Raw genomic sequence first — 22,193 nt, forward strand, 5'->3', positions numbered from 1 at the left:
CGCGAGTACATACATCGTTGTCGACCAAACTGCGTCAGTCAAAGCGGCTGTGACCTGCGGTTTCAAGGATCTGTTCAGGCGGCTCGGTGCGGACACCGGCACTCGTGCCGGCACCGCGCAACGAAGTAGAAATCCACCCGGGCGCCGCGCGTTCCGCGCGCAGCACGGAGGGAATCCCCGTCCTTCAGGGCGGGGAGATCGTCAGGTATCCGGCTCGGAAGTCGACCGTCCCACTGTCAGTGCGTTCCGGCGTAGTAACGGTCCTCGTTCGGCATGATGATCCAGAGCGCCAGGTAGATGACCACCTGCGTGCCGGGAAGCAGCAGCGAGAGGACGAAGAGCAGCCGCATCATTCCGGCGGACATGCCGAAGCGGCGAGCCAGGCCGGCGCAGACACCGGCGATCATGCGGTTGTCCCGGGGGCGGGTGAGCTTGCGGCTCATCGACGTCTCCTCTGCTTCGTTCAGACGGGCGGCTGATTCCACGGTAGGAACGGATGGCTGCGCCGCCCTCGGTCTCCAGACGGATCCAGACACCGCGTACCCGTAGGTACTTACCCGGGCGGGGCCGGCGGACACCTGCGACAGGTCCGAGCAGCGATTCGGCAACCCCTGCTTGCTCGGCTTCAGCGAACTCGGCTCGCAACTAAGCATTCGTCTCAGGCCCGTGCCGCTCGGGTCGGTTGGCTCTTGCAGGCGCTGTGCGGCCTTGGCGGATTCCTCGTAGGAGGGCCGGCCGGAACGCACGGCCACATCCTCGTGGTCATCATGCTCGCGGGGCAGGTTCCAGTACGACGACCGGGATCTGGCGGGTGGTCTTCCGCTCGTAGTCGGCAAAGCCGGGATACGCGGCCTTCTGTGCGCTCCAGATCCGTTCCCGCTCGTCCCCGGCGGCGACTCTGGCGACCAACTCGACCTTTTCCGTACCGATCTCCGCTTGGGCCTGCGGATGCGCGAGCAGATTGTGGTACCAGTCCGGATTGGTGGGCGCACCTCCCTTGGAGGCGAACACGGCGTAGCCATCGTCCACCTTCTGGTACATCATCGGGTTTACCCGAGGCTGGCCGCTCCTGGCGCCGACCGTGTGCAACAGCAGCAGCGGCGCGCCAGCGAACTGACCGCCCACCTGCCCACCGTTGGCGCGAAACTCAGCGATGATCTTGTCGTTCCAGTCACTCATGCCTTCTCCTCGCCCGGCGCGTACCAGATCCGTGAACACGATTCTGGCAGTCCCGGCCGGGGGTGGGACTCCGATGCACATGGCCGCCGGGCTCCGGCCGATGCCGTCGGCGACGGGCCGGGGCGGAGCCGGGTAGGCTCGCGGACCGGCAGCTCAGGGGCGATGCTGGGGAGAGTCCCGGCGACTGCCCGGGGCCAGGGTCGGCAACGGGGCCGACCCGGGAGGGGTTTCGATGATCAGCGCCTTCGACCTGTTCACGGTCGGGATCGGGCCGTCCAGTTCGCACACCGTCGGTCCGATGCGGGCCGCCAGGACCTTCGCGACCGGTCTCAAGGCCGACGGGCTGCTCGCCGGGACGGCCAGGGTCCGCGCCGAGCTTTTCGGCTCGCTCGGCGCCACCGGGCACGGGCACGGCAGCGGGCCGGCCGTCCTGCTCGGGCTGCTCGGGGAGGCGCCGGAGACGGTGGACCCGGACCGGGTCGCCGAGACTGTGGCCGGGATCCGGGCCAGTGGCCGGTTGGGGGTGCTCGGTGCGCACGAGGTGGACTTCGACGCGGACCGGGACCTGGTGCTGCATCGCCGCCGTTCGTTGCCGTTCCATCCGAACGGGATGACCTTCACCGCGTACGACCCGGCGGGTGAACCGGTGCGGGCCCGGACCTACTACTCGGTGGGCGGCGGGTTCGTGGTGGACGAGACGGCGAGCGGCGCGGACCGGATCAAGCCGGACAGCACCCGGGTCCGCTATCCCTTCGGCACCGGAGTCGACCTGCTGGCCCTGACCGCCGAGACCGGGTTGCCGATCAGCGGGATCATGCTCGCCAACGAGCGGTCGTGGCGGAGCGAGTCGGAGATCCGCTCCGGCCTGCTGGAGATCTGGCGGGTGATGCGGGAGTGCGTCGACCGGGGCAGCCGGCGGGCCGGGACGCTGCCGGGCGGGCTGCGGGTCCGGCGCCGCGCCGCCGAGCTGCGGCGGAGCCTGGAGGCCGACCCCGGTTCGACCGACCCGCTGCGGGTGATGGACTGGGTGACGCTCTTCGCGCTCGCGGTCAACGAGGAGAACGCGGCCGGTGGCCGCGTGGTGACCGCCCCGACGAACGGCGCGGCCGGGATCATCCCGGCGGTTCTGCACTACTACACCCGGTTCGTGCCCGGGGCGTCCGACGAGGGCGTACTGCGCTTCCTGCTCGCCGCCGCCGCGATCGGGGTGCTGTTCAAGGAGAACGCCTCGATCTCCGGTGCCGAGGTCGGCTGCCAGGGCGAGGTCGGGTCCGCCTGCTCGATGGCGGCCGCCGGGCTGGCCGAGGCGCTGGGCGGTACGCCGGCCCAGGTCGAGAACGCCGCCGAGATCGGCATGGAACACAATCTCGGGCTGACCTGCGATCCGGTCGGTGGTCTGGTGCAGATTCCGTGCATCGAGCGGAACGCGGTGGCCAGCATCAAGGCGATCACGGCGGCCCGGTTGGCGCTGCGCGGCGACGGGGACCACGCGGTCTCGCTGGACAAGGTGATCAAGACGATGCGGGAGACCGGCGCCGACATGAAGGTCAAGTACAAGGAGACCGCCCGGGGTGGCCTCGCGGTCAACGTCATCGAGTGCTGAGCCCTGGCTGACCCGGTCGGGGAAGCCGGTCGGGTAGCGTTGGCACGTTACCGGGGAGGGGGGGCGCAGCCCGGTCAACCCTCATTTGGGCGATTTTTCCGACTGCTACCCTATGTCGGGCTTTCGGGCCTCGGTGCCGCCGCGGTCCGGGATGCCGCCGTGGGCCGGGATCCGGCCGCGAGCGGTCGGACCATGACGAGCGCGGGAGGCGGCTGTGGCGTCTGGCGTGGTGGCGGTCTGGTCGCACCGCAACACGCTGCGGCTGCTCGTCCGCCGCGACCTGGCCGTGAAATACCAGCAGTCGGTGCTGGGCTACCTCTGGTCGCTGATCGAGCCGCTCGGCATGGGCGTCATCTACTTCTTCGTCTTCGGGGTGCTCTACCGGTCCGCCACCGACCGGCACCTCGGTGACGCCGCCGACTCGTACCCGCTCTTCCTGATCACCGGCATCTTCGCCTGGATGTGGACCAGCGCGGCGATCGGCGAGGCGACCGCCGCGCTCACCGGGCAGGCCCGGTTGATCACCACGATGAACCTGCCCCGCGAGGTCTTCCCGATCGGCCGGGTCGCCGGCCGGTTCGCCGAGTACCTCGCCGGGCTGCCGATCCTGGTCGCGGTCGCGATCGCCTACGCCTCGCTCGACAGGATCGAGTTCGGGGTGTCGCTGCTGGCGCTGCCGCTGGCGGTGCTGATCCAGGCGACCCTGCTGATCGGGGTCGCGCTGCTGCTCTCCTCGCTCAACGTGCTGATGCGGGACATCGAGCGGCTGATGCGGCTGGTCACCCGGGTACTCTTCTATGCCAGCCCGATCATCTACCCGCTGGCCCTGGTCCGGGACTCCTCACTGCCGGACTGGGTCAAGATCGGGTACGAGCTGAACCCGCTGGTCGGGATCTTCCAGCTCCACCACGCGATCTGGTACCCGGACGAGTTCCCCGACGCCCGGCTGCTCGGGGTGGCGGTCGGCGGCAGCCTGCTCGTGCTGCTCGCCGGCTGGTGGGTGTTCCGCCGACTCGAACCCGCGGTCCTGAAGGAGCTGTGATGCCCGGGGCGATGGTGCAGGCGGAGAACCTGGGCATCCGGTTCGTCCGGAACCGGCGGCGCAACCTGCGGCTGCGGGAGATCTTCATCCACCGGGGCGGCCGGCAGCCCGCCGCCGGGGTCTTCTGGCCGCTGCGCAACGTCTCGTTCTCGGTCGCTCCCGGCGACACCGTCGGGATCATCGGCCGCAACGGCACCGGCAAGAGCACCCTGCTCCGGCTGATCGCCGGGGTGCTGATCCCGGACGAGGGACGGATCCGGGTCGGCGGCGCGGTGGCGCCGCTGCTGGAACTCTCCGCCGGCTTCTCCAGCGACCTGACCGGGCGGGAGAACGTCCACCTGGTCGGCTCGCTGCACGGGCTCAGCCCGAGTTTCCTGCGCCGGCACTTCGACGAGATCATCGAGTTCGCCGGGGAACAGATCGCGAAGGCCATCGACACCCCGGTCCGGCACTACTCGTCCGGGATGAAGGTGCGGCTCGGCTTCTCGGTGATCGCCCAGCTCCAGCACCCGGTGCTGCTGATGGACGAGGTTACGGCGGTCGGCGACGCCGACTTCCGGAAAAAGTGCTACGACACCATCGACCGGCTCATCGCCGAGGGCCGTACCGTAATGCTGGTCTCGCACAACGAGAACGATCTCACCCGGTTCTGCAGCCGGGGACTCTACTTCGACGGAGGACGATTGCGGGTGGACGGCACCATAGGCGAGGCTCTTGACGCATACCACGACGTGGTCAGGCCCTGATGCTGGCGATCCTGCTCACCCCCACCCGGCCGGGCGGGCCGCTGACCCGCCCCGACGGCATGCCGCTGGCCGCCCGACTCCGCGAGCAGTTGCGCGCGGCCGGTGCCCGGGACGTCGTCATCACCGACGACCCGGGCCAGGTCGCCGTGCTGGCCGGCACCGCCCGGGAGCCGGTGCTCCTCTGCTCCGGTGACCTGGTCGCGCACACCGCCGTACTCCGGCACCTGGCCACCAGTCCGATGCCCGGCACCGTTGCCCTGGTGCTGCCCGAGCCGGGCGCCGGCCCGGTCGGCGTGGTCGAGGACCGCAACCAGGTCGTCGCCGCCGGGCCCCGGGGGGAGGTCGGCGCCGCTGGGTCGCTGACCGCCGCCCCGACCGGCGCCTCCGGCGGAGCGGTACGCGTCGGCGTCTCCGACCTGCCCGCCCTGGTCGCCGCGGCCCGGGCCGTCGCCGGGGCGCCCGCCGACACGGCCGCGGCCCTCGCCGGGGCGCCCGCCGACACGGCCGCGGCCGTCACCGGCGGCGTCGACCCGGTCCCGCTGCTGGACCGGCTGCTCGCCGCGCTGGCCCGCTCCGAACCGGCCGACACCGGGAACCCGGCGGCCGGTACCGGCATCACGATCTTCGCCCACCGGGTACGCCTGCTCGTCGCCCGCCGGGTGGCCGACCCGACGGCGCTGGCCGAGGCCGAGGCGGCGGTGGCGGCGGTCGACCCGGACCGGGCCGAACTGCGGCTCTCGGTCAAGGAGAAGGACGACTTCTTCACCACCTACTTCGTCAGCACCTGGTCGCCGTGGGTGACCAAGCTCTGTGCCCGGCTCCGGCTCACCCCGACCGGGGTCACCGCGATCTCGGTCGCCTTCGCGCTGGCGGCGGCGGTGCTCTTCGCCGTCGGCGGCCGGCCTGCCCTGGTCGGCGGCGCGATCCTGCTCTACCTCGGCTTCGTACTCGACTGCGTGGACGGGCAGCTGGCCCGGTACACCCGGCACTTCAGCCCGTGGGGCGGCTGGCTGGACACCATCGCCGACCGGGCCAAGGAATACCTGGTCTACGCCGGTCTCGGCATCGGGGTCGAGCGGGCCGGCGGGCCCGGCTGGGCGCTGGCGATCGCGGCGATCACCCTGCAGACGGTCCGGCACATGACCGACACCTGGTACGGCGCGCTGCACGACGAGGCGGCCAGGCGCCCCCGCCCGGCCGGGCAGCCGGCCGGCTCCGGCGGGCTCGGCGACCGGCTCAGCCAGGCGTCGAACCGGGTGCAGGCCGACACCGGCTCGTTGACGTACTGGGCGAAGCGCACCGTGGTCTTCCCGATCGGCGAGCGGTGGGCACTGATCGCGCTGACCGTGGCGATCTTCAGTCCGCTGGTCAGCCTGGTCGCCGTACTGGTCTGGGGCGCTCTGGCGGCCGCGTACACGCTGGCGCTGCGTACCCTGCGGGCCCGGTCGATGCGGGTGTCGGTGCTGACCGGGGTCGACACCACGCTGCACCGCGACGACGGGCCGGCGGTCCGCTGGCTTGCCGCGCTCGGCCGGGCTGCCGGGCTGCCCGGGCCACTGCCGCTCGCCCTGGTCGGGGTGGCGGCCGGTCTGGCCCTGCTCGGTGCCGGCCTGGCCGGTGTCGGCACCGGGCCGGCGCGCTGGCTGGTGCCGCTCGCGGTACTGGTCGGGCTGGTCGCCGGGCTACCGGCGGCGGCACCGCACGGCGGCGCGCTGGACTGGCTGGTGCCGGCCGCGCTGCGGGCCGCCGAGTACCTGCTGGTGATCGGGGCCGGGCTGCTGGTCGACGCGGACGGAATGGTGATCTTCGCGCTGCTCTTCGTCCTGGCGCTGCGGCACTACGACCTCACCGCCCGGCTGGAGAAGCGGGAGCGTGCACCGCTGATGCACGCGCTCGGGCTGGGCTGGGACGGCCGGCTGATCCTGCTCGCCGTCGCCGTACTCGTCGGTCCGGTCGTCGGTCGGGTGGCGCTGGTGTCGCTCGCCGGCTACCTGTCGGTGATTTTCCTGGTGAACGCGCTCCGTGGCTGGGTACCCAGGGACATTCCCGCGCCACGACAGCCGGCCGACGCCGCCGTCGGGTCCGGTGGCCACCCCGCCGCCCCCGACCGGTTCGCGCCCGCCGGGGCGGGGGAGGGGAACGCCGCGGCCCCGGGACGGCCGGACCGGACCGGGACGCCGGAGCGGCGGGAGTGGGACGGATGACGCCGCTTTCGAGGTGACCGGGCACCTGTGCGGGCGGCGCGCGGCGGGAAGGGACGCATGACGCTGCCAGCGGGAGTACGGCGCCGATGGCGCTGATCAGTTTCGTCGTACCGGTCTACCGGGTGCAGGGCTATCTGCGGGAGTGCCTCGACTCGATCCTGGGCCAGCCGGTGCGCGACGTCGAGGCGGTGGTGGTCGACGACTGCTCGCCGGACAGCTGCGGCGAGATCATCGCCGAGTACGCGGCCCGGGACGACCGGGTCCGGGTGGTGAGCCTGGACCGGAACGTCGGGCTGGGCGAGGCCCGCAACATCGGCCTGGACCGGGCCACCGGCGAGTACGTCTGGTTCCTGGACAGCGACGACTGGCTGGCCGACGGCTGCCTGCCGGCGGTGGCCGAACGGCTGCGCCGGGTCGAACCCGAGGTGCTGGTCGTCGACCACGTGCGGGCGTACTGGGACCACCGGACGCTCGGCAGCGGCCTGGACCGGACGGTGCCGGACTCCGGCGACGAGGTGTTCGCCGTGCGGGACCGGCCGGAGGTGCTCGGCGTGCTGCACACCGCCTGGAACAAGGTGGTACGCCGCCGCTTCCTGGTCGAGGTCGACCTGCGCTTCGGCCCCGGCTGGTACGAGGACGTCTCCTTCGGCTATCCGGTGCTCCTCGCCGCGGACCGGATCAGCGTGCTGGACCAGGTCTGCGTCAACTACCGCCAGCGGCGCTCCGGAGCCATCACCCGGACCCGGGACGACCGGCATTTCGAGGTCTTTCCGCACTGGCATCGGGTCTTCGAGCTGATGGCGCGCTGGGGGCCGGCGTACGACGACCTCCGGCCGCTGATCTTCGAGCGGATGGTCTGGCACTACCTGATCGTGCTCGGCAACGGGCGACGGCTCTCCCCGCGGCTGCGCCGGAACTTCTTCGACCAGGTGGTGGCGGACTACCGGCGCTGGCTGCCGCCGGGCGGCTACCGGATGCCGGGCGGGATCGACGGGCTGAAGCACCGGCTGGTGGCCGGCGGACACTGGCGGACATACGCGGTGCTGCGTGCGCTGCACCACTCGCGGCGGGGCGGGGCAGGGCGCCTCGTCCGGCGGGTTCTGCCGGTACTGCCGTCGTGGCGCCCGGCGTCCCGGGCGCGGCAGCCGGTGGGTGCGGACCGGCTGCCGGCGGCACCGTCCGGGCCCGTCCGGCTGCCGGCGGCACTGTCGGAGCCCGTCCGGCTGCCGGCGGCACCGTCGAAGGCGGCCAGGCTGGCCCGCAAGGCGCTGCTCCGGGCGTACTACCACGCGCAGTTGGGGCGGCGGCTCGATCCGGCGCTGGCGCTCTACGCCGCGTACTGGTATCGCGGTTACGCCTGCAATCCGGCGGCGATCCACCGGAAGGCCCGCGAGCTGGCGCCGTGGATCCGGGGCGTCTGGGTGGTACGCCGGGACCGGGTCGCCGGCCTGCCGCCCGGGGTGCCGTACGTGGTGGCCGGCAGCCGGGCCTACTTCCGGGCGCTTGCCCGGGCGAGGTGGCTGGTCAACAACGTGAACTTCCCGGACTACGTGGTCAAGCGGCCCGGCTCGGTGCACGTGCAGACCCACCACGGCACCCCGGTCAAGGTGATGGGGCTGGACCAGCAGCGCTATCCGTACGGCGCGGCCGGGCTGGACTTTCCCGGGCTGCTGCGCCGGATCGACCGCTGGGACTACAGCGTCAGCGCCAACACCTTCTCCACGCAGATGTGGGAGCGGGCCTATCCGGCGGAGTACCGGACCCTGGAGGTCGGCTATCCGCGTAACGACCGGCTGGTGAACGCCGGGCCCGCCGAGGTCGAGGCGGTCCGGCGTGGGCTCGGCATCGAACCCGGCGAGCGGGTGCTGCTGTACGCGCCGACGCATCGGGAGCACCGGCCCGGGTACTCGCCGCCGTTCGATCCCGGTGCGCTGCTGGAGGCGCTCGGTCCGGCGGGCCGGCTGCTGGTCCGGGGCCACTATCTCGACCCGGGCGCCCGGCCCGCCCCGGCGTCGCCGGACGGTCGGGACCGGGTGCGGGACGTGACGGAGCATCCCTCGGTGGAGGATCTCTACCTCGCCGCCGACGTGCTGGTCACCGACTACTCGTCCGCGATGTTCGACTACGCCACGCTGGACCGGCCGATCGTGGTCTACGCACCCGACTGGGCCGAGTACCGGCGCGAGCGCGGGGTCTACCTGGACGTGCTCGCCGAGGCGCCGGGGGCGGCGGTGACGGAGTTCCCCGAACTGCTGGCGGCGTTCCGGACCGACGCGGTGGACGCCCCGCCGGCCGCGCTCGCCCGAAAGCGCTTCCGGGACCGCTTCTGTGCCCTGGACGACGGCCGGGCAGCCGAGCGGGTGGTCCGGCGGGTCTTCCTCGACGAGCCCGACTGAGCGGGGTACCACCGGGATCCGGTCGGTCGAACGGGGCACGACCGAGATCCGGTCAGTCGACCGGGGCGGACCGGCGGCGTACCCGCTGCCGGACCCTCTCGGCGGCGAGGCCGGCGTACCGGCCGGCGACGAATCGGGTGGCCGAGGCGAGCGAGCGGATCCCGCCGACCGGGATCGTCTCCACCCCGGCCAGGGCGGCCCGCCGGGCCCGCTTGTCCGGCCGGACCACCAGCCGGGGCCGGGGGGAGACCCACTTGTTCTCCGGCAGCAGCCGCAGGTCGATCACCCCGAAGTCGTCGCCGCTGACCCAGCGCCGCCCGGCCACCTCGGCGACCACCTCGTCGAGGGCCTCGTCCGGTCGGCGCACCCGGAAGGCACGGCTGAGCGCCGAGGTGCGCCAGAGCGAGAGCCCGTCGTCCGGTGCCGTCGCCCCGATCGGCAGCAGCCGGACCAGGCCGACCTGCCACTGGTCGGCGACCGCCACCAGCCGGCGTACGGTGTCGGCGTCGACCCCCAGGTGCGGTCCGAGTTCCAGCAGGTACGGCGCGGGGTACGCGGTCGTCGGCGGCTGCCCGGCCAGTTCCACCCGGGGTTCGGAGCGGTATGTCGCGGCGAGCAGCCGCAGGTCCAGCAGCGGGTCGACCAGTACCGATCGGCGGTCGTCGGTCAGTTCCGTCCACTGCGCCACCAGCACCACCCGCAGGTCGGTCTGGTCTCCGGCGAGCAGCCGGTCGACGCAGGTGCGGACCATCTCGTACGGCCCGTCGGCCCGGACCACCGCCACCACCAGCGGTACGGCCCAGCTCCGGTGTGCGGCGGGGCGCAGGTAGCGGGGCTGCGGCATCAGGTCGGCCAGGAACGGCCGGTTGTACCGCCGCAGTGCCTCGCCACGGGTCATCATGTGCGACGGCCCGAGGTGCCAGCTCCGGGCCCGGGGTTCGGGGACGAACACCGCGCCCGCCTGGGCCAGCCGGTAACCGAACTCGGTGTCCTCGCCGAGCCGCAGCTCGGGGTTGAGGCCGCCGGTCTCGGTGTAGAGGGCGCGGGCCAGGGCGGCGGTGGCGCCGACGTGTGCCCGGAAGTTCAGGTGGTCACCGCGCCGGAGCTGGTCGGTGTCGTCGATGAGGCGTTCGACGTAGTCGTGCGGCTCGGAGTCGTCGAGCCGGAAGAGCCGATCGGCGGTGCCGGCCGCGCAGCTCTCGGCGACCTGTTCCGGGGTGGGCCAGTCGGCGTCGACGAAGCGCTTGTAGCCGAGGGTGACCGCCTCGTCGCTGACGTGCTGCCAGCGAGCCTGCGCCGCCACGTGCTCCGGGAAGACCACCATGTCGGCGTCGAGCCAGTGCAGGATCTCGCCCTCGCTGTGCTCCGCGCCGACGTGCAGCGCGGCCGACCGGCCCCAGCCGGCCGCGTGGTCGGCGACCCGGAGCAGCCGGCAGTTGTCGGGGCGGATCCGGGGCAGGACCAGCGGCGGGTCGCTGCCGTCGTCGACCACCACCACCTCCAGCAGCCCGGACGGGTACGTCTGCGCGGACAACGCGGCCAGGGTGAGGTCGAGGGCGGGTTGGCAGTCGTGGGCCGGGACGATCAGCGAAACGGACCGGGTCGGCTGCCAGTCGCCCAGCTCGGGTGGGGTGAGCCGACTCCAGTCGTTCCGGAACAACCGGATTGGCGGATGGGCCGTCGCGGCCCGGGGGCGGATGGGCACGCGGCACAGTGTAATCATATGATTGCTCAGAGCTGACAATCGCGCGCCGCGTGGCGGGGGTCGGTCCAAATCGGCTCCGCGCCGACTACCGTGAGTGCCTTCGTGATAGCGACACGTAGCGTGGTGTTGGTGTCGGCCGACGAAGGGATCGGCGTGCCAGGCAGGGACGACCCGGAGAAGTACCTCCGCTGGCGGATCGCCGTCGGCGAACCCCGCGGCCGGCGGCGGTGGCCGCTGGGCACGCTCGGCTCCCGGCTCACCGAGATACCCGGACCGTCGGCGTCGACCCGACTCCCCGACCAGGCCACGCCGGACCGGGCGGCGGCCGACCGGTCCGCCGAGAACCGCGCCGGACCCGCCTGGCAGCGGATGTTCGTCGGCCGGATGGCCGTCACCGCCCGGTCGGTGACCTGGCTGCGACACCTGCTCGACCATCCGGCCGGGCTGGTCCGGGTACGCCGGGTCGCCGTCGTCGTGCAGGACTGGGAGATCCCGCAGCGCGGCTGGTCCGGCCGGCTCGGCCCGGTGCCGCACCTGCTCGCCCAGCGGATCGCGCTGCCCCGGCACGACCGGGGCCGGGCGGCGGTCGAGATCGAGCTGCGCTGGTCCGTACCGCTCCGCTCGGTGCTGGCGGCCGTGCTACCGCTGCTCACCCCGATCCGTCCACTGCCGACCCCGGGCAGCCCGGAGGTGACCGCCCAGGACGTCCTCCCCGGCTGGCTCGGCGCCGGGCCGGGGCTCGCGGTCGTCGCGGGGGAGCTGCCCGGCAACCCGGCCGTCCGGCCGTACGACCTGGTGCTCCGGCCGGACGGCGGCGAGCCGGCGGTGGCCGGGGACATGGCCCGGACGGCGTACCGGGCGCGGCTGACCGTCGACCGGCTCGGCGTGCCGGCGATCGGGGACGGCGACCGGCTCGGCGTGCCGGCGACCGGGAACGGTGGCCGGACCGGGCCGGTACTGCTCGACGCCGAACACGCGGTCCCGGTCGGCCGGTACGGGCCGTTCGGGCCGGACGCGCCCCGGGCCGAACTCACCTTCGCACCCGGGCCGGACGGCGCAAGTTGGCGGATCCGGGGACCGGCCGGGCTGGACTGTCGGGGTCGACTCGACCGGCCGTGGCTGACCGAGCGGGACTGGTCGGCGCTGGCCGGGATCGGGCTGCTCGACTGCGGCCCGATCCCCGGGCTGCGGCCCCGGGCCGAGGCCGCCCTGCTGCTGCACCTCGCGCTGACCGGCGTACTGCTGCGGGCCCCCGGCCTGCCGGTGTCCTGTCGGGCGCAGCTCGCCGACGAGGTGGTCGAACTGCTCCGCGCCCCGCTGCCGGACCATCCGGCCGGCCGGCCCGACCCGCGGGGCGAGCTGGAGTGGGAGGCCCGGGCGGTACGCCAGCGCCGGGCGGTACTGCGCCGGCACGCCCGGGGCTTCGCGCTGCCCAGGCTGGCGGCGGCCACCTTTCCCGGCCTCGGCGGGCTGCCGTCGGTCTCGGTGCTGCTGGTGACCCGCCGGTTGGAGCACGTCCTCGACGCGGTCGCGGCGGTGGCGGCACAGAGCTATCCCGAGCTGGAGATCGTGCTCTGCCTGCACGGCGTCGGCCTGCCGGTCGAGCTGCGCCAGCGGCTGGTCGACTGCGGGCGGCCGGTCGAGGTCGTCGAGGTGCCGGCCGGGCAGAGCTTCGGCGAGGCGATGGTCGCGGCGACCGCCCGGGCCCGGGGCACCCTGGTGACGAAGGTCGACGACGACGACACGTACGGGCCGGAACACGTCTGGGACCTCGTCCTCGCCCGGCACCACTCCGGGGCGACGCTGGTCGGCAAGGCGGCCGAGTTCGTCTACATCGGCGCGCTGGACACCACCGTACGGCGGGACGCCGGGGCCGCGGAGAGCTTCGCCCCGGCCGTCGCCGGCGGCACGATCCTGATCGGCCGGGGCGACCTGGCCGAGGTCGGCGGTTGGCGCCCCGTGCCGAGTTCGGTCGACCGGGGCCTGCTCGATCGGGTCCGCCGGGCGGGTGGGCTGGTCTACCGGACACATCCGCTCGGCTACGTCTACCGCCGCCGGCCGGCCGGGCACACCTGGGATCCCGGACTGGAGTACTTCCTCCGGGACAGCGGCGCGCAGTGGACCGGACTGCCCCGGCACGCCGAATTCGGCAGCTCCGGCACCGATCCGGCGCCGTCGACCCGCCGGTGGAAGTTTCATCAGCGGGGGTTGAATCGAGTCTGGTAACCGTCATGTCACAACGTGAACATGGCACGTTTACCCGATGGGCTTCCGTGATGATCCTCGTCACAGTCATTCCCGGGGCCGGCCATAACGCTGCGGGGAGGTGACGGTGACCACCGTCGCGCTCAAAGACGTCACGAAGGTATTCCCGGATGGGACCGTGGCGGTAGACAACGTGAGTCTCGACGTCAACGACGGCGAGTTCATGGTGTTGCTCGGGCCTTCGGGCTGCGGAAAATCGACAGTACTGCGGATGGTCGCCGGCTTGGAGGACCCGACCACCGGCGCCGTGTTGCTCGACGGTGAACTGGCGAACGACCTGCCGCCGCGGGACCGCGGAATTGCCATGGTCTTCCAGGATTTCGCGCTGTATCCGCACATGTCGGTGGGGGCCAACATTGCCTTCCCGCTCCGGCTCTCCGGTGTCGAGGAAGGGCCGCGTGCCGAGCGGGTGGCCGACGTGGCGAGTGCGCTCGGCATCGCCGACGTACTCGGCCGCAAGCCCAGTCAACTCTCCGGTGGGCAGCGGCAGCGGGTGGCGATGGGTCGGGCCATCGTCCGCCGCCCCGGGCTGTTCCTGATGGACGAGCCGCTCTCCAACCTCGACAGCGGCCTGCGGGCGGAGCTGCGGGCGGAGATCTCCGGACTGGTCCGCGAACTCGGGGTGAGCACCGTCTACGTCACCCACGACCAGGCCGAGGCGCTGACCATGGCCGACCGAGTGGCGATCATGCGCAAGGGCGTCCTGCAGGACGTCGGGACCCCGACCCAGGTGTACGGCCGGCCGGCCACCCTCTACGTCGCCGCGTTCCTGGGCAGCCCCCGGATGAACCTGCTGGAGGCGACCGTCTACGTGCACCTCGACCGGTACGTCGCGCTCAACCTCGGGGAGCAGGCGCTCTACCTGCCCTGGGACGACATCCGGGCCCGGGCGGTGGCGCACTACCACGGCGAGCGGATCGTGGTCGGGATGCGGGCCGAGGCGCTGACCCCGGTGGCTCCGGACACGCCGGGCGACGTGTTGCAGGGGCGCATCCGGTACCTGGAGCACCACGGGCACGAGTCGCTGGCGTTCCTCGACATCGGGGCGACCGCGATCGTCGTCGACGACCTGGGCGGCCCGGTGACCGACGAGCGCCCGGCCGGCGGGGGCCGGGGGCTGCGCCGGCTCGGCCAGGTGATGCAGCGGCTGACCGGGCGCAGCGTCGGCTCCGCGCAGCCGGCCCAGGAGGAGCGCGGCGGCCGGGGCAGCGTGCTCGATCCGGGCCGGCACCACCGCCGCCCGGCCGAGCTGGCGGTACGGCTGGCGCCGTACCCGGCGGTCACCTCGGGCCACCCGATGGCCGTCTCGGTACGGATGGACGCGGTGCACTTCTTCGACGAGCGCGGCGACCGGATCGACGTGGGGTGGCGCTGACCGACCCGCATCCCTTAATGTCTGTCGATTTCCCATCCATGGTTGTCCCCGTTAGGAGAGCCGCTCGTGTCACAGGAACGACCCGGCCTGCTCGTGATCGAGCGGATCCTCCGTGACCGGCAGGGCGTCTGGCAGCAGATCGTCGCCGAGCGCGACCTCAATGCGCTCACCGGCCAGATGCTGGCCAGCTCGGCGATCGCGCTGGCCTGTTACGGCGCCGTGCTCGGTGCTTTCCACAGCGTGTTGATGGCCCTGACCTCGGCGGTGAAGCTGCCGCTGCTGTTCCTGGTCACCCTGGCCATCTGCCTGCCGACGCTGTACCTGTTCAATCTGGTCTTCGGGGCCCGGCTCTCGGTGCGGCAGGCCATCTCGATGGTGATGGTGGCGATCACGGTCACCTCGATGCTGGCCGTGGCGTTCGCGCCGATCAGCCTCTTCTTCCTGATCACCGCACCGGACTACGCCTTCTTCAAGCTGCTCAACGTGGCGATCCTGACCCTGTCGGCCCTGGTCGGGCTGCGTTTCCTGACCGGCGGCATGCAGGTGCTCAACGCACACGGCCTGCTCACCGCCAGCGCCGCCCGGTCGGCCGGCACCGCGACCGCCGCAGCCCGGTCGGCCGGCGCCGCGACCGTCGCGGCGGGCGCCGGGCAGCCGGCGGTGCAGCCGGCCGCCACCACCCAGGGCGGTGCCCGGCCCGGTGCCGAGCCGGTGCCGGTCGCGGTCGGTGCGCTGCCCGGCGAGACGCCGGCTACCACCGCCAACGGGGACGGGCCGGCCGCCCCCGCCCAGCCCGCACCGGCCACCCCCGCCGCGCCTGCGGCCACCGCACCGGCGCCGGCCGACGCGGCGGTTCCCGCTCCCGGCCTGGTCCCGGCTCAGCCGGCGCCGGCGCACCACGTGATGCCGTACGGCCACCGCGCGGCGGACCCGTACCCGATCGGCCGCCCGGGAGTGGCGCAGTTCCCGTCCGACGGTCCCCGCCCGGCCAGCATGACCCTGCTCTACATCTGGATCCTGCTCTTCGGGTTCGTCGGTACCCAGTTGGCCTGGACGCTGCGGCCGTTCTTCGGTGACCCGGCACAGCCGTTCGCGTTCTTCCGCACCATCGACGGCAACTTCTACGCGGAGATTCTGCGTAGCCTGGGCAGCCTCTTCTGAAGCCGCCCCGGGCCTTGCCCGGGCGGAGATCCGCAACCGGCGGCTGGCGATGGGCCCGGTCCGGGCGACCGCCCGGCCGGGCCCGCCCGGCCGCGGAAGCGGGCGCCGAGTTCGAGACCGGCGCCCGCCCCGCGATCCCCATCCCGGTGGTGATCGGCACCGAGGACGGCGTGCCGACCACCGAGATGGCCCTGTACTGGACGCTCAAGCCGCGCTGACCGCCCGGCGCCCCCGGGGACGTGCTTCCCCGAGGCTCTGTCCGGGTCTCCCTGAACCGTCCCTGACTTCCGCCGCCCGGAATGGACGACCGCCCCGATATGAAGGCAGGCTACATGTAGTCATCTGAGTTATGGGGAGGTGTCGGCATGGCCGGCGGGGGATCGCGGCTGTGGCTGCGGGTGCTGCTCGGAGTCTTCTCGGTCGTACTACTGCTCTGCGGGATCGGCACGGCGGTCGGCACCTGGGTCTGGACCCGCAGCGCTGTCGACACCCGTGGCGAGGTGGATTTCGTCAACCGGCTCGCCGTACCGCCGCTGGCGCAGTCGCGGATCGACGACCAGGGACGCCGGGTCTTCGACCTGCGGGCCCAGCCCGGCCAGCGTGACTTCGGCCAGGGCGGCCCGACCCCGACCTGGGGCTTCAACGGCGACTACCTCGGCCCCACCCTGCGGGCCAAGCGCGGCGAGCAGGTGATGGTCAACGTCGTCAACGGGATCGGCCGGCCGACCAGTGTGCACTGGCACGGCATGCACCTGCCGGCGGCGATGGACGGCGGCCCGCACCAGATGGTCCGGCCCGGCGCCACCTGGTCGCCGCGGTGGAAGGTCGACCAGCCCGCCGCCACGCTCTGGTATCACCCGCACCCGCACGGCGAGACCGCCGAGCACGTCTACCGGGGACTGTCCGGGATGTTCATCCTGGACGACGAGCCGTCGGCCGCGCTGGCGCTGCCCCGCCGGTACGGCGTCGACGACATCCCGGTGATCGTGCAGGACCGGCAGTTCACGTCCGACGGGCGATTCGACGACAGCGGTTCGTTCGGCGGCGTCGGCATCCTCGGAGACACACTCCTGGTCAACGGGACCGTCGGGCCGTACCTGGACGTCACCACCGAACGGGTCCGGCTGCGGCTGCTCAACGGCTCCAACGCCCGGACGTACGACTTCGGCTTCGCCGACAACCGCGCGTTCGACCTGATCGGCACCGACGGCGGCCTGCTGGAACGCCCGCACCGGACCGGCCGGATCCGGCTCTCCCCCGGCGAGCGGGCCGAGGTCGTGGTGTCGGTGCGGCCGGCGGAGCGGTTGGTGCTGCGCAGCTACCCGCCGGACCAGGGCGTCGGCTTCCCCGTCGACCGCTTCACCGGCGGCGACGACACCTTCGACGTACTCGAACTGCGGGCCGCCGGCAGCCTCACGCCGGCACCGGAGACGCCGGACCGGCTGGTACCGGTCGAACGGCTCGACCCGGCGTCGGCCGTCGAGACCCGCCGGTTCCAGTTGGCCGGTTTCCAGATCAACGGTCGGTCGATGGACATGGACCGGATCGACTTCGCGGTCACCCGGGACACCACCGAGATCTGGGAAATCAAGAAGTTGGACGGCATCCCGCACAGCTTCCATGTACACGACGTGCAGTTCCAGGTGCTCTCGGTGGACGGTCGGGAGCCGCCGCCGGAGCTTCGCGGCTGGAAGGACACCGTGCTGCTCGCCGCCGGGGACTCGGTGCGCATCATTGCCAGGTTCGCCGACCACGCCGACCCGAACATGCCGTACATGTACCACTGCCACCTGCTGGCACACGAGGACCAGGGGATGATGGGGCAGTTCGTGGTGGTCGAGCCCGGCCAGCGACCGGGACGACCGCCGAGTGGGCACGGCCACGCCCACGGCTGAACCAGCGGGCTCCGCCCGGCGGCACGGTCGTCGGCGGAGCCCGCCCCGGTGCGTCGGCCGGGGGAGCCCGCCCCGCGTGCATCGGCCGGGCGGGAGCCCGCCCCGCGTGCGTCGGCGTGGCCGAACCCGAAAACGTGCCGCACGAGGCCTTCCCGGTTAGGTTGTTAGGCGTGTTGGGCCTACCCGCGCACGTGACCGCCTGCCTCTTCGACCTCGACGGCGTACTGACCCAGACCGCCCGGGTGCACAACGCCGCCTGGGCGGAGACCTTCGACGACTTCCTCCGCCGCTGGGCCGAGGCCACCGGCGAGCCGTTCCGGCCGTACGACCCGGGCGACGACTACAACCGGTACGTCGACGGCCGCCCCCGGGCCGACGGGGTGCGGACGTTCCTCGCCTCCCGGCAGATCACCCTGCCGGAGGGCCAGCCGGACGACCCGCCGACCGTCGACACCGTCAACGGGGTGGGCAACCGCAAGAACGTCATCCTGCTCCAGCGGATCCACGACGACGGGGTGCTGCCGTACCAGGGATCGGTGGCCTACCTGCATGCCGCGCGGGCCGCCGGGCTGCGCCGGGCCGTCGTCTCGGCCAGCGCCAACGCCCGGGACGTGGTCGCGGCGGCCGGGTTCGAACCGCTGGTCGAGGCCCGGGTGGACGGCGTCGTCGCCCGACGGGAAGGGCTGCGCGGCAAGCCCTGGCCGGACACCTTCCTGGCCGGCGCCGCGCTGCTCGGGGTCCGCCCCGACCGGGCCGCGGTCTTCGAGGACGCGCTGGCCGGGGTCGCCGCGGGCCGGGCCGGCAACTTCGGTTTCGTGGTCGGGGTCGACCGGGTGGGCCAGGCCGACGCGCTACGCGAGCACGGCGCCGACATCGTGGTGCGCGACCTGTCCGAACTACTCCCCGAGGCGGATGGCGGCCACCCGGCGGCAGCCGGTCGGGGCGGTGCCGGAACGGCGGGGGCCGGGCCGGAGGTGGTCCGGTGACTGCGAGGAGGCGCCGATGATCCGGGAACGGGCCTATCCCGTCGAGCCCTGGCGGGTCCGGGAGACCCGGCTCGACCTGGACGTACTGGCCCAGTCCGAGTCGGTGTTCGCGCTCTCGAACGGGCACATCGGACTGCGCGGCAACCTGGACGAGGGCGAGCCGCACGGCCTGCCGGGGACGTACCTGAACTCCTTCTACGAGCTGCGGCCGCTGCCGTACGCGGAGGCGGGCTACGGCTTCCCCGAGTCCGGCCAGACGATCGTCAACGTCACCAACGGCAAGCCGATCCGGCTGCTCGTCGACGACGAGCCGTTCGACGTCCGCTACGGCGAACTGCTCAACCACGAGCGGGTGCTCGACCTGCGTGCCGGCACCCTGCAACGGTCGGTCGAGTGGCGCTCTCCGGCCGGGCGTACCGTGCGGATCTGCTCGACCCGGCTGGTCTCGTTCACCCAGCGTTCGGTAGCGGCGATCGAGTACCGGGTGGAGCCGGTGGACGGCCCGATGCGGCTGATCATCCAGTCGGAACTGGTCGCCAACGAGCAGCTTCCGGCGCAGAGCCGGGATCCCCGGGTGGCGGCGGTGCTGGAGTCGCCGTTGCAGTCCGAGGAGCACCTGGTGCACACCGACGGTGCGCTGATGATCCACCGCACCAAGGCGAGCGGACTGCGGGTGGCCGTCTCGATGAGCCACGAGGTGTACGGGCCGGAACGCAAGCTGGTCGGCACCGAGGCGTACGAGGACTGGGCCCGGACCACCGTCACCTCGGTGATCAAGCCGGGTGAGCAGCTCCGCCTGGTCAAGTTCGTCGCGTACGGCTGGTCGAGCCGCCGCTCCCGCCCGGCGCTGCGCGACCAGGTGGCGGCGGCGCTGGCCGGCGCCAAGTTCTCCGGCTGGGACGGGCTCTGCGCCGAGCAGCGCGGCTATCTCGACACCTTCTGGAACGACTCCGACGTGCAGCTCGAGGGTGACCCGGAGGTGCAGCAGGCGGTCCGGTTCGGACTCTTCCACGTGCTCCAGGCCGGCGCCCGCGCCGAACTGCGGCCGATCTCGGCGAAGGGGCTGACCGGGCCGGGGTACGACGGGCACGCGTTCTGGGACAGCGAGATGTTCGTGCTCCCGGTACTGACCTACACCCTGCCGTCGGCCGTCGACTCCGCGCTGCGCTGGCGGCACTCCACCCTGCACCTGGCCCAGGAGCGGGCCCGGACGCTGGGACTGCGCGGCGCCGCGTTCCCGTGGCGGACCATCCGGGGCCAGGAGACCTCGGCGTACTGGCCGGCCGGCACCGCCGGATTCCACATCGCCGCCGGCATCGCCGACGCGGTGCGTCGATACGTGCAGGCGACCGACGACGAGCAGTTCGAACGCGAGGTCGGGCTCGAACTGCTGGTGGAGACCGCGCGACTCTGGCGCTCGCTGGGGCACCACGACCGGCACGGCCGGTTCCACCTCGACGGGGTGACCGGGCCGGACGAGTACACGGCGGTGAAGAACGACAACGTCTACACCAACCTGATGGCCCAGCGGAATCTGCTGGCCGCCGCCGACGCCGCCGCCCGGCATCCCGAGGAGGCGTGGAAGCTCGGCGTCGACGACGAGGAGACGGCCGCCTGGCGGGACGCGGCGCACGACATGCACGTCCCGTACGACCGGGACCTGGGCGTGCACCCGCAGGTGGAGGGCTACACCCGCTTCCAGGAGTGGGACTTCGCCGGCACGCCGCCGGAGCAGTACCCGCTGCTGCTCAACTACCCCTACTTCGACCTCTACCGGAAACAGGTGATCAAGCAGGCCGACCTGGTGCTGGCGATGCACTGGCGCGGCGACGCGTTCACCGACGAGGAGAAGGCGGCCAACTTCACCTACTACGAGCGGCGTACCGTCCGCGACTCGTCGCTGTCGGCGTGCACCCAGGCGGTACTGGCCGCCGAGACCGGGCACCTCGAACTCGCGCACGACTATCTGGGCGAGGCGGCCCTGATGGACCTGCACGACCTGAACCAGAACACCCGGGACGGCGTGCACGTCGCCTCGCTGGGCGGGGCCTGGATCGCCCTGGTGGCCGGCTTCGGCGGGATGCGCGACCACACCCAGACGCTCTCCTTCGCCCCCCGGCTGCCGAGCCGGATCGACCGGCTGGAGTTCTCGCTCCGCTACCGGGGCGTGCACCTGCGGGTCGACGTACGGCGGGACGAGGCGACGTACTCGCTGCGCGACGGCGAGCAGGACGACGCCCTGGAGTTGCTGCACCACGGAGAGAAGGTCCGGATCAGCTGCGAGGAGTCGGCGACCCGGCCCATCCCGCCGGCCCGCCCGACCGGCCCGCAGCCGGCCCAGCCCGCCGGCCGCGCCCCGGCCCGCCGCACCCCGGAGAGCGAGCCGAGCTGACCCGCCCCGGGGGGCGGCGGACCTAGATCAGTGACAGGTGTACGTGGTTGGTGTGGTCGCTGGACGGGTCGCCGTGCGCCCCGCCGTACGACTTCCAGCCGGTCGTCGGCAACCAGATCTGCCGGTACCAGATCACGTACAGCACACCGAGCCGGTCGGCGTTGCGGACGAAGAACGCGGCGAGGTTGTTGCCGTACATCCGGTCGGCACCCTTGGCGGCACCCCGGAAGCCGCCCTTCTCGGCGGAGAAGTCGCAGGCCCGCCCCTTCGGGTGCTCGTACGGGCCGCCGGAGCGGTAGCAGCCGGTGAACCGGGTGAAGCCGGCCCGGCGCGCCTCGGTGTAGGCGTGCAGGGTGCGCGGGGTGACGCAGCCCGTGGTGGTCGGGTCGGGCAGGCTGCACGACTGTGGTGGCCAGGAGCCGTCGGCGGCGCGTGGCGCCGGCCGGGCCACCGGTGACCTGGCGTTGACGAAGCCTCCGGTGGAGGCGCCACCGACCTGGGCCAGCGCCCGCTCGGCGGCCTGCTTCTGCCGCAGCATGATCGTGAGCTGCCGGCGCTCCTCGAGTACCTCGGCGTCCAGCGCCTGCTTCGCCCGGGTGGCCCGCTCCCGGGCCTGGTGCAGTCCGCGCAGCGCGTCGTTGTCCCGCAGGGCCACCGCCTCCAGGCCACGGGCGCGCTCCAGCAGTTCGTCGGCCGAGCCGCTGTGCAGCAGTACCATCACCGGGCCGATCCGGCCGGTCCGGTACGCCGCCCGGGCCACCTGTTCCACCCGGGGGCGCAGCTCCGCGATGCGTGCCTGCACCCGGCGGAGTTCGGCGGCGATCCTCGCCTGCCGAGCCTGGGCGTTGGCCAGCGCGTTCTTTGCCTGTAGGTAGCCTCGGCCGGTCGATTCGAGCAGGTCGCGCAGGAGCGGCGTGTCGCCCTCGTCGCCGAGGATGGCGGGGCTGTCCGCCTCCGCCACGCCGGGCCGGAGCGCCGCCCCGGTGAGCGCGCCGAACGTGGCGAGCAGGGCCAGGGCCAGCGGTAGCCGCCGACGTGTGGATCCCGTCATGCATGTCCCTCCGTCGCCCGCCTACCGAGTTAGCTGACGGGTTCGGGACGGAACAAGTCCCTACCGCGGTTGCGGACTCACCCCACCTACCTGGGTCCCCGGCTCACCCGAGAGTGATTCGGCGGCGGTCACGCCGGCGCGGAGGGGTGCGCCACCGGGCGAGACCGGGGTCAGCGTACCTGATCAACTGGGT

15 protein-coding genes, 1 pseudogene and 1 riboswitch are annotated in these 22,193 nt (G+C 72.8%); of the genes and pseudogenes, 12 read left to right on the forward strand and 4 right to left on the reverse strand.

Annotated features, from left to right (window positions below; genetic code table 11):
* Positions 1 to 236: 236 nt before the first annotated feature.
* Together EV371_RS09645 and EV371_RS09650 are read right to left on the reverse strand one after the other, a co-directional pair.
* Positions 237 to 443 carry a PspC domain-containing protein gene (locus tag EV371_RS09645; RefSeq protein WP_130461750.1) on the reverse strand — a complete coding sequence of 69 codons (207 nt, stop codon included), beginning with the start codon at positions 441 to 443 and terminating at the stop codon, positions 237 to 239.
* Between the two features lie 322 nt (positions 444 to 765).
* Positions 766 to 1,179 (reverse strand): nitroreductase/quinone reductase family protein, encoded by a 414-nt coding sequence (locus tag EV371_RS09650; protein WP_130461751.1) that lies wholly within the window; start codon positions 1,177 to 1,179, stop codon positions 766 to 768.
* A gap of 232 nt (positions 1,180 to 1,411) precedes the next feature.
* Here EV371_RS09650 and EV371_RS09655 point away from each other — a divergent pair, with 232 nt between their 5' ends.
* The 5 genes and pseudogenes from EV371_RS09655 (at position 1,412) to EV371_RS09675 (ending at position 9,170) form a co-directional block, all read left to right on the forward strand.
* Positions 1,412 to 2,782: an L-serine ammonia-lyase gene (locus EV371_RS09655; protein WP_130461752.1), complete on the forward strand. Its 1,371-nt coding sequence runs from the start codon at positions 1,412 to 1,414 to the stop codon at positions 2,780 to 2,782.
* Between the two features lie 214 nt (positions 2,783 to 2,996).
* Positions 2,997 to 3,824, forward strand: coding sequence for an ABC transporter permease (locus tag EV371_RS09660; protein ID WP_130461753.1), 828 nt, complete (start codon positions 2,997 to 2,999; stop codon positions 3,822 to 3,824).
* Between the two features lie 11 nt (positions 3,825 to 3,835).
* The gene (locus EV371_RS09665) at positions 3,836 to 4,570 is read left to right on the forward strand and encodes an ABC transporter ATP-binding protein (RefSeq protein ID WP_486484926.1); all 735 of its coding nucleotides are present in this window, start codon (positions 3,836 to 3,838) and stop codon (positions 4,568 to 4,570) included.
* Positions 4,570 to 6,672, forward strand: a pseudogene (locus EV371_RS09670) (DUF5941 domain-containing protein); the annotation flags it as partial. The gene EV371_RS09665 and the pseudogene EV371_RS09670, both read left to right, overlap by 1 nt.
* A 188-nt stretch (positions 6,673 to 6,860) precedes the next feature.
* Entirely contained in the window at positions 6,861 to 9,170 is a 2,310-nt protein-coding gene (locus EV371_RS09675) for a bifunctional glycosyltransferase family 2 protein/CDP-glycerol:glycerophosphate glycerophosphotransferase (protein ID WP_130461755.1), read from the forward strand.
* 52 nt (positions 9,171 to 9,222) lie between these two features.
* On the opposite strand, the gene EV371_RS09680 is transcribed toward EV371_RS09675, so the two are convergent.
* Complete coding sequence (locus EV371_RS09680) at positions 9,223 to 10,875, reverse strand: glycosyltransferase (RefSeq protein WP_165436643.1); 1,653 nt, start codon at positions 10,873 to 10,875, stop codon at positions 9,223 to 9,225.
* A gap of 129 nt (positions 10,876 to 11,004) precedes the next feature.
* On the opposite strand from EV371_RS09680, the gene EV371_RS09685 reads away from it, so the two are divergent.
* From EV371_RS09685 to EV371_RS09710, 7 genes are all read left to right on the forward strand, one after another.
* Positions 11,005 to 13,101: a hypothetical protein gene (locus EV371_RS09685; RefSeq protein ID WP_165436644.1), complete on the forward strand. Its 2,097-nt coding sequence runs from the start codon at positions 11,005 to 11,007 to the stop codon at positions 13,099 to 13,101.
* Positions 13,102 to 13,207: 106 nt separating this feature from the next.
* On the forward strand, positions 13,208 to 14,515 hold the full coding sequence (locus EV371_RS09690) for an ABC transporter ATP-binding protein (RefSeq protein WP_130461758.1): 1,308 nt from the start codon (positions 13,208 to 13,210) through the stop codon (positions 14,513 to 14,515).
* A gap of 66 nt (positions 14,516 to 14,581) precedes the next feature.
* A complete protein-coding gene (locus EV371_RS09695; protein ID WP_130461759.1) occupies positions 14,582 to 15,676 on the forward strand; it encodes a hypothetical protein in 1,095 nt (364 codons plus the stop codon).
* Between the two features lie 14 nt (positions 15,677 to 15,690).
* The gene (locus tag EV371_RS33340; protein ID WP_165436645.1) at positions 15,691 to 15,894 is read left to right on the forward strand and encodes a hypothetical protein; all 204 of its coding nucleotides are present in this window, start codon (positions 15,691 to 15,693) and stop codon (positions 15,892 to 15,894) included.
* A 147-nt stretch (positions 15,895 to 16,041) separates the two neighbouring features.
* Positions 16,042 to 17,571 carry a multicopper oxidase domain-containing protein gene (locus EV371_RS09700; RefSeq protein ID WP_130461760.1) on the forward strand — a complete coding sequence of 510 codons (1,530 nt, stop codon included), beginning with the start codon at positions 16,042 to 16,044 and terminating at the stop codon, positions 17,569 to 17,571.
* A gap of 170 nt (positions 17,572 to 17,741) precedes the next feature.
* Positions 17,742 to 18,557, forward strand: a complete 816-nt coding sequence (locus tag EV371_RS09705) for an HAD-IA family hydrolase (protein WP_130461761.1) — start codon at positions 17,742 to 17,744, stop codon at positions 18,555 to 18,557.
* A 16-nt stretch (positions 18,558 to 18,573) separates the two neighbouring features.
* The gene (locus EV371_RS09710) at positions 18,574 to 20,949 is read left to right on the forward strand and encodes a glycosyl hydrolase family 65 domain-containing protein (RefSeq protein WP_130461762.1); all 2,376 of its coding nucleotides are present in this window, start codon (positions 18,574 to 18,576) and stop codon (positions 20,947 to 20,949) included.
* A 22-nt stretch (positions 20,950 to 20,971) separates the two neighbouring features.
* Here the strand turns inward: EV371_RS09710 and EV371_RS09715 are convergent, their stop codons facing one another.
* Positions 20,972 to 22,000, reverse strand: coding sequence for a VldE C-terminal domain-containing protein (locus tag EV371_RS09715; RefSeq protein ID WP_130461763.1), 1,029 nt, complete (start codon positions 21,998 to 22,000; stop codon positions 20,972 to 20,974).
* 3 nt (positions 22,001 to 22,003) lie between these two features.
* A riboswitch (cyclic di-AMP (ydaO/yuaA leader) is annotated at positions 22,004 to 22,134 on the reverse strand.
* Between the last annotated feature and the right edge of the window lie 59 nt (positions 22,135 to 22,193).

It is taken from the genome of Plantactinospora sp. CNZ321 (assembly GCF_004217235.1).

What these genes read in the sequence shown, in the direction of transcription:
- EV371_RS09645 (WP_130461750.1), bottom strand. Translation starts at nt 443, where the DNA reads ATGAGCCGCAAGCTCACCCGCCCCCGGGACAACCGCATGATCGCCGGT.
- EV371_RS09650 (WP_130461751.1), bottom strand. Translation starts at nt 1,179, where the DNA reads ATGAGTGACTGGAACGACAAGATCATCGCTGAGTTTCGCGCCAACGGT.
- EV371_RS09655 (WP_130461752.1), top strand. Translation starts at nt 1,412, where the DNA reads ATGATCAGCGCCTTCGACCTGTTCACGGTCGGGATCGGGCCGTCCAGT.
- EV371_RS09665 (WP_486484926.1), top strand. Translation starts at nt 3,836, where the DNA reads ATGGTGCAGGCGGAGAACCTGGGCATCCGGTTCGTCCGGAACCGGCGG.
- EV371_RS09675 (WP_130461755.1), top strand. Translation starts at nt 6,861, where the DNA reads ATGGCGCTGATCAGTTTCGTCGTACCGGTCTACCGGGTGCAGGGCTAT.
- EV371_RS09700 (WP_130461760.1), top strand. Translation starts at nt 16,042, where the DNA reads ATGGCCGGCGGGGGATCGCGGCTGTGGCTGCGGGTGCTGCTCGGAGTC.
- EV371_RS09710 (WP_130461762.1), top strand. Translation starts at nt 18,574, where the DNA reads ATGATCCGGGAACGGGCCTATCCCGTCGAGCCCTGGCGGGTCCGGGAG.
- EV371_RS09715 (WP_130461763.1), bottom strand. Translation starts at nt 22,000, where the DNA reads ATGACGGGATCCACACGTCGGCGGCTACCGCTGGCCCTGGCCCTGCTC.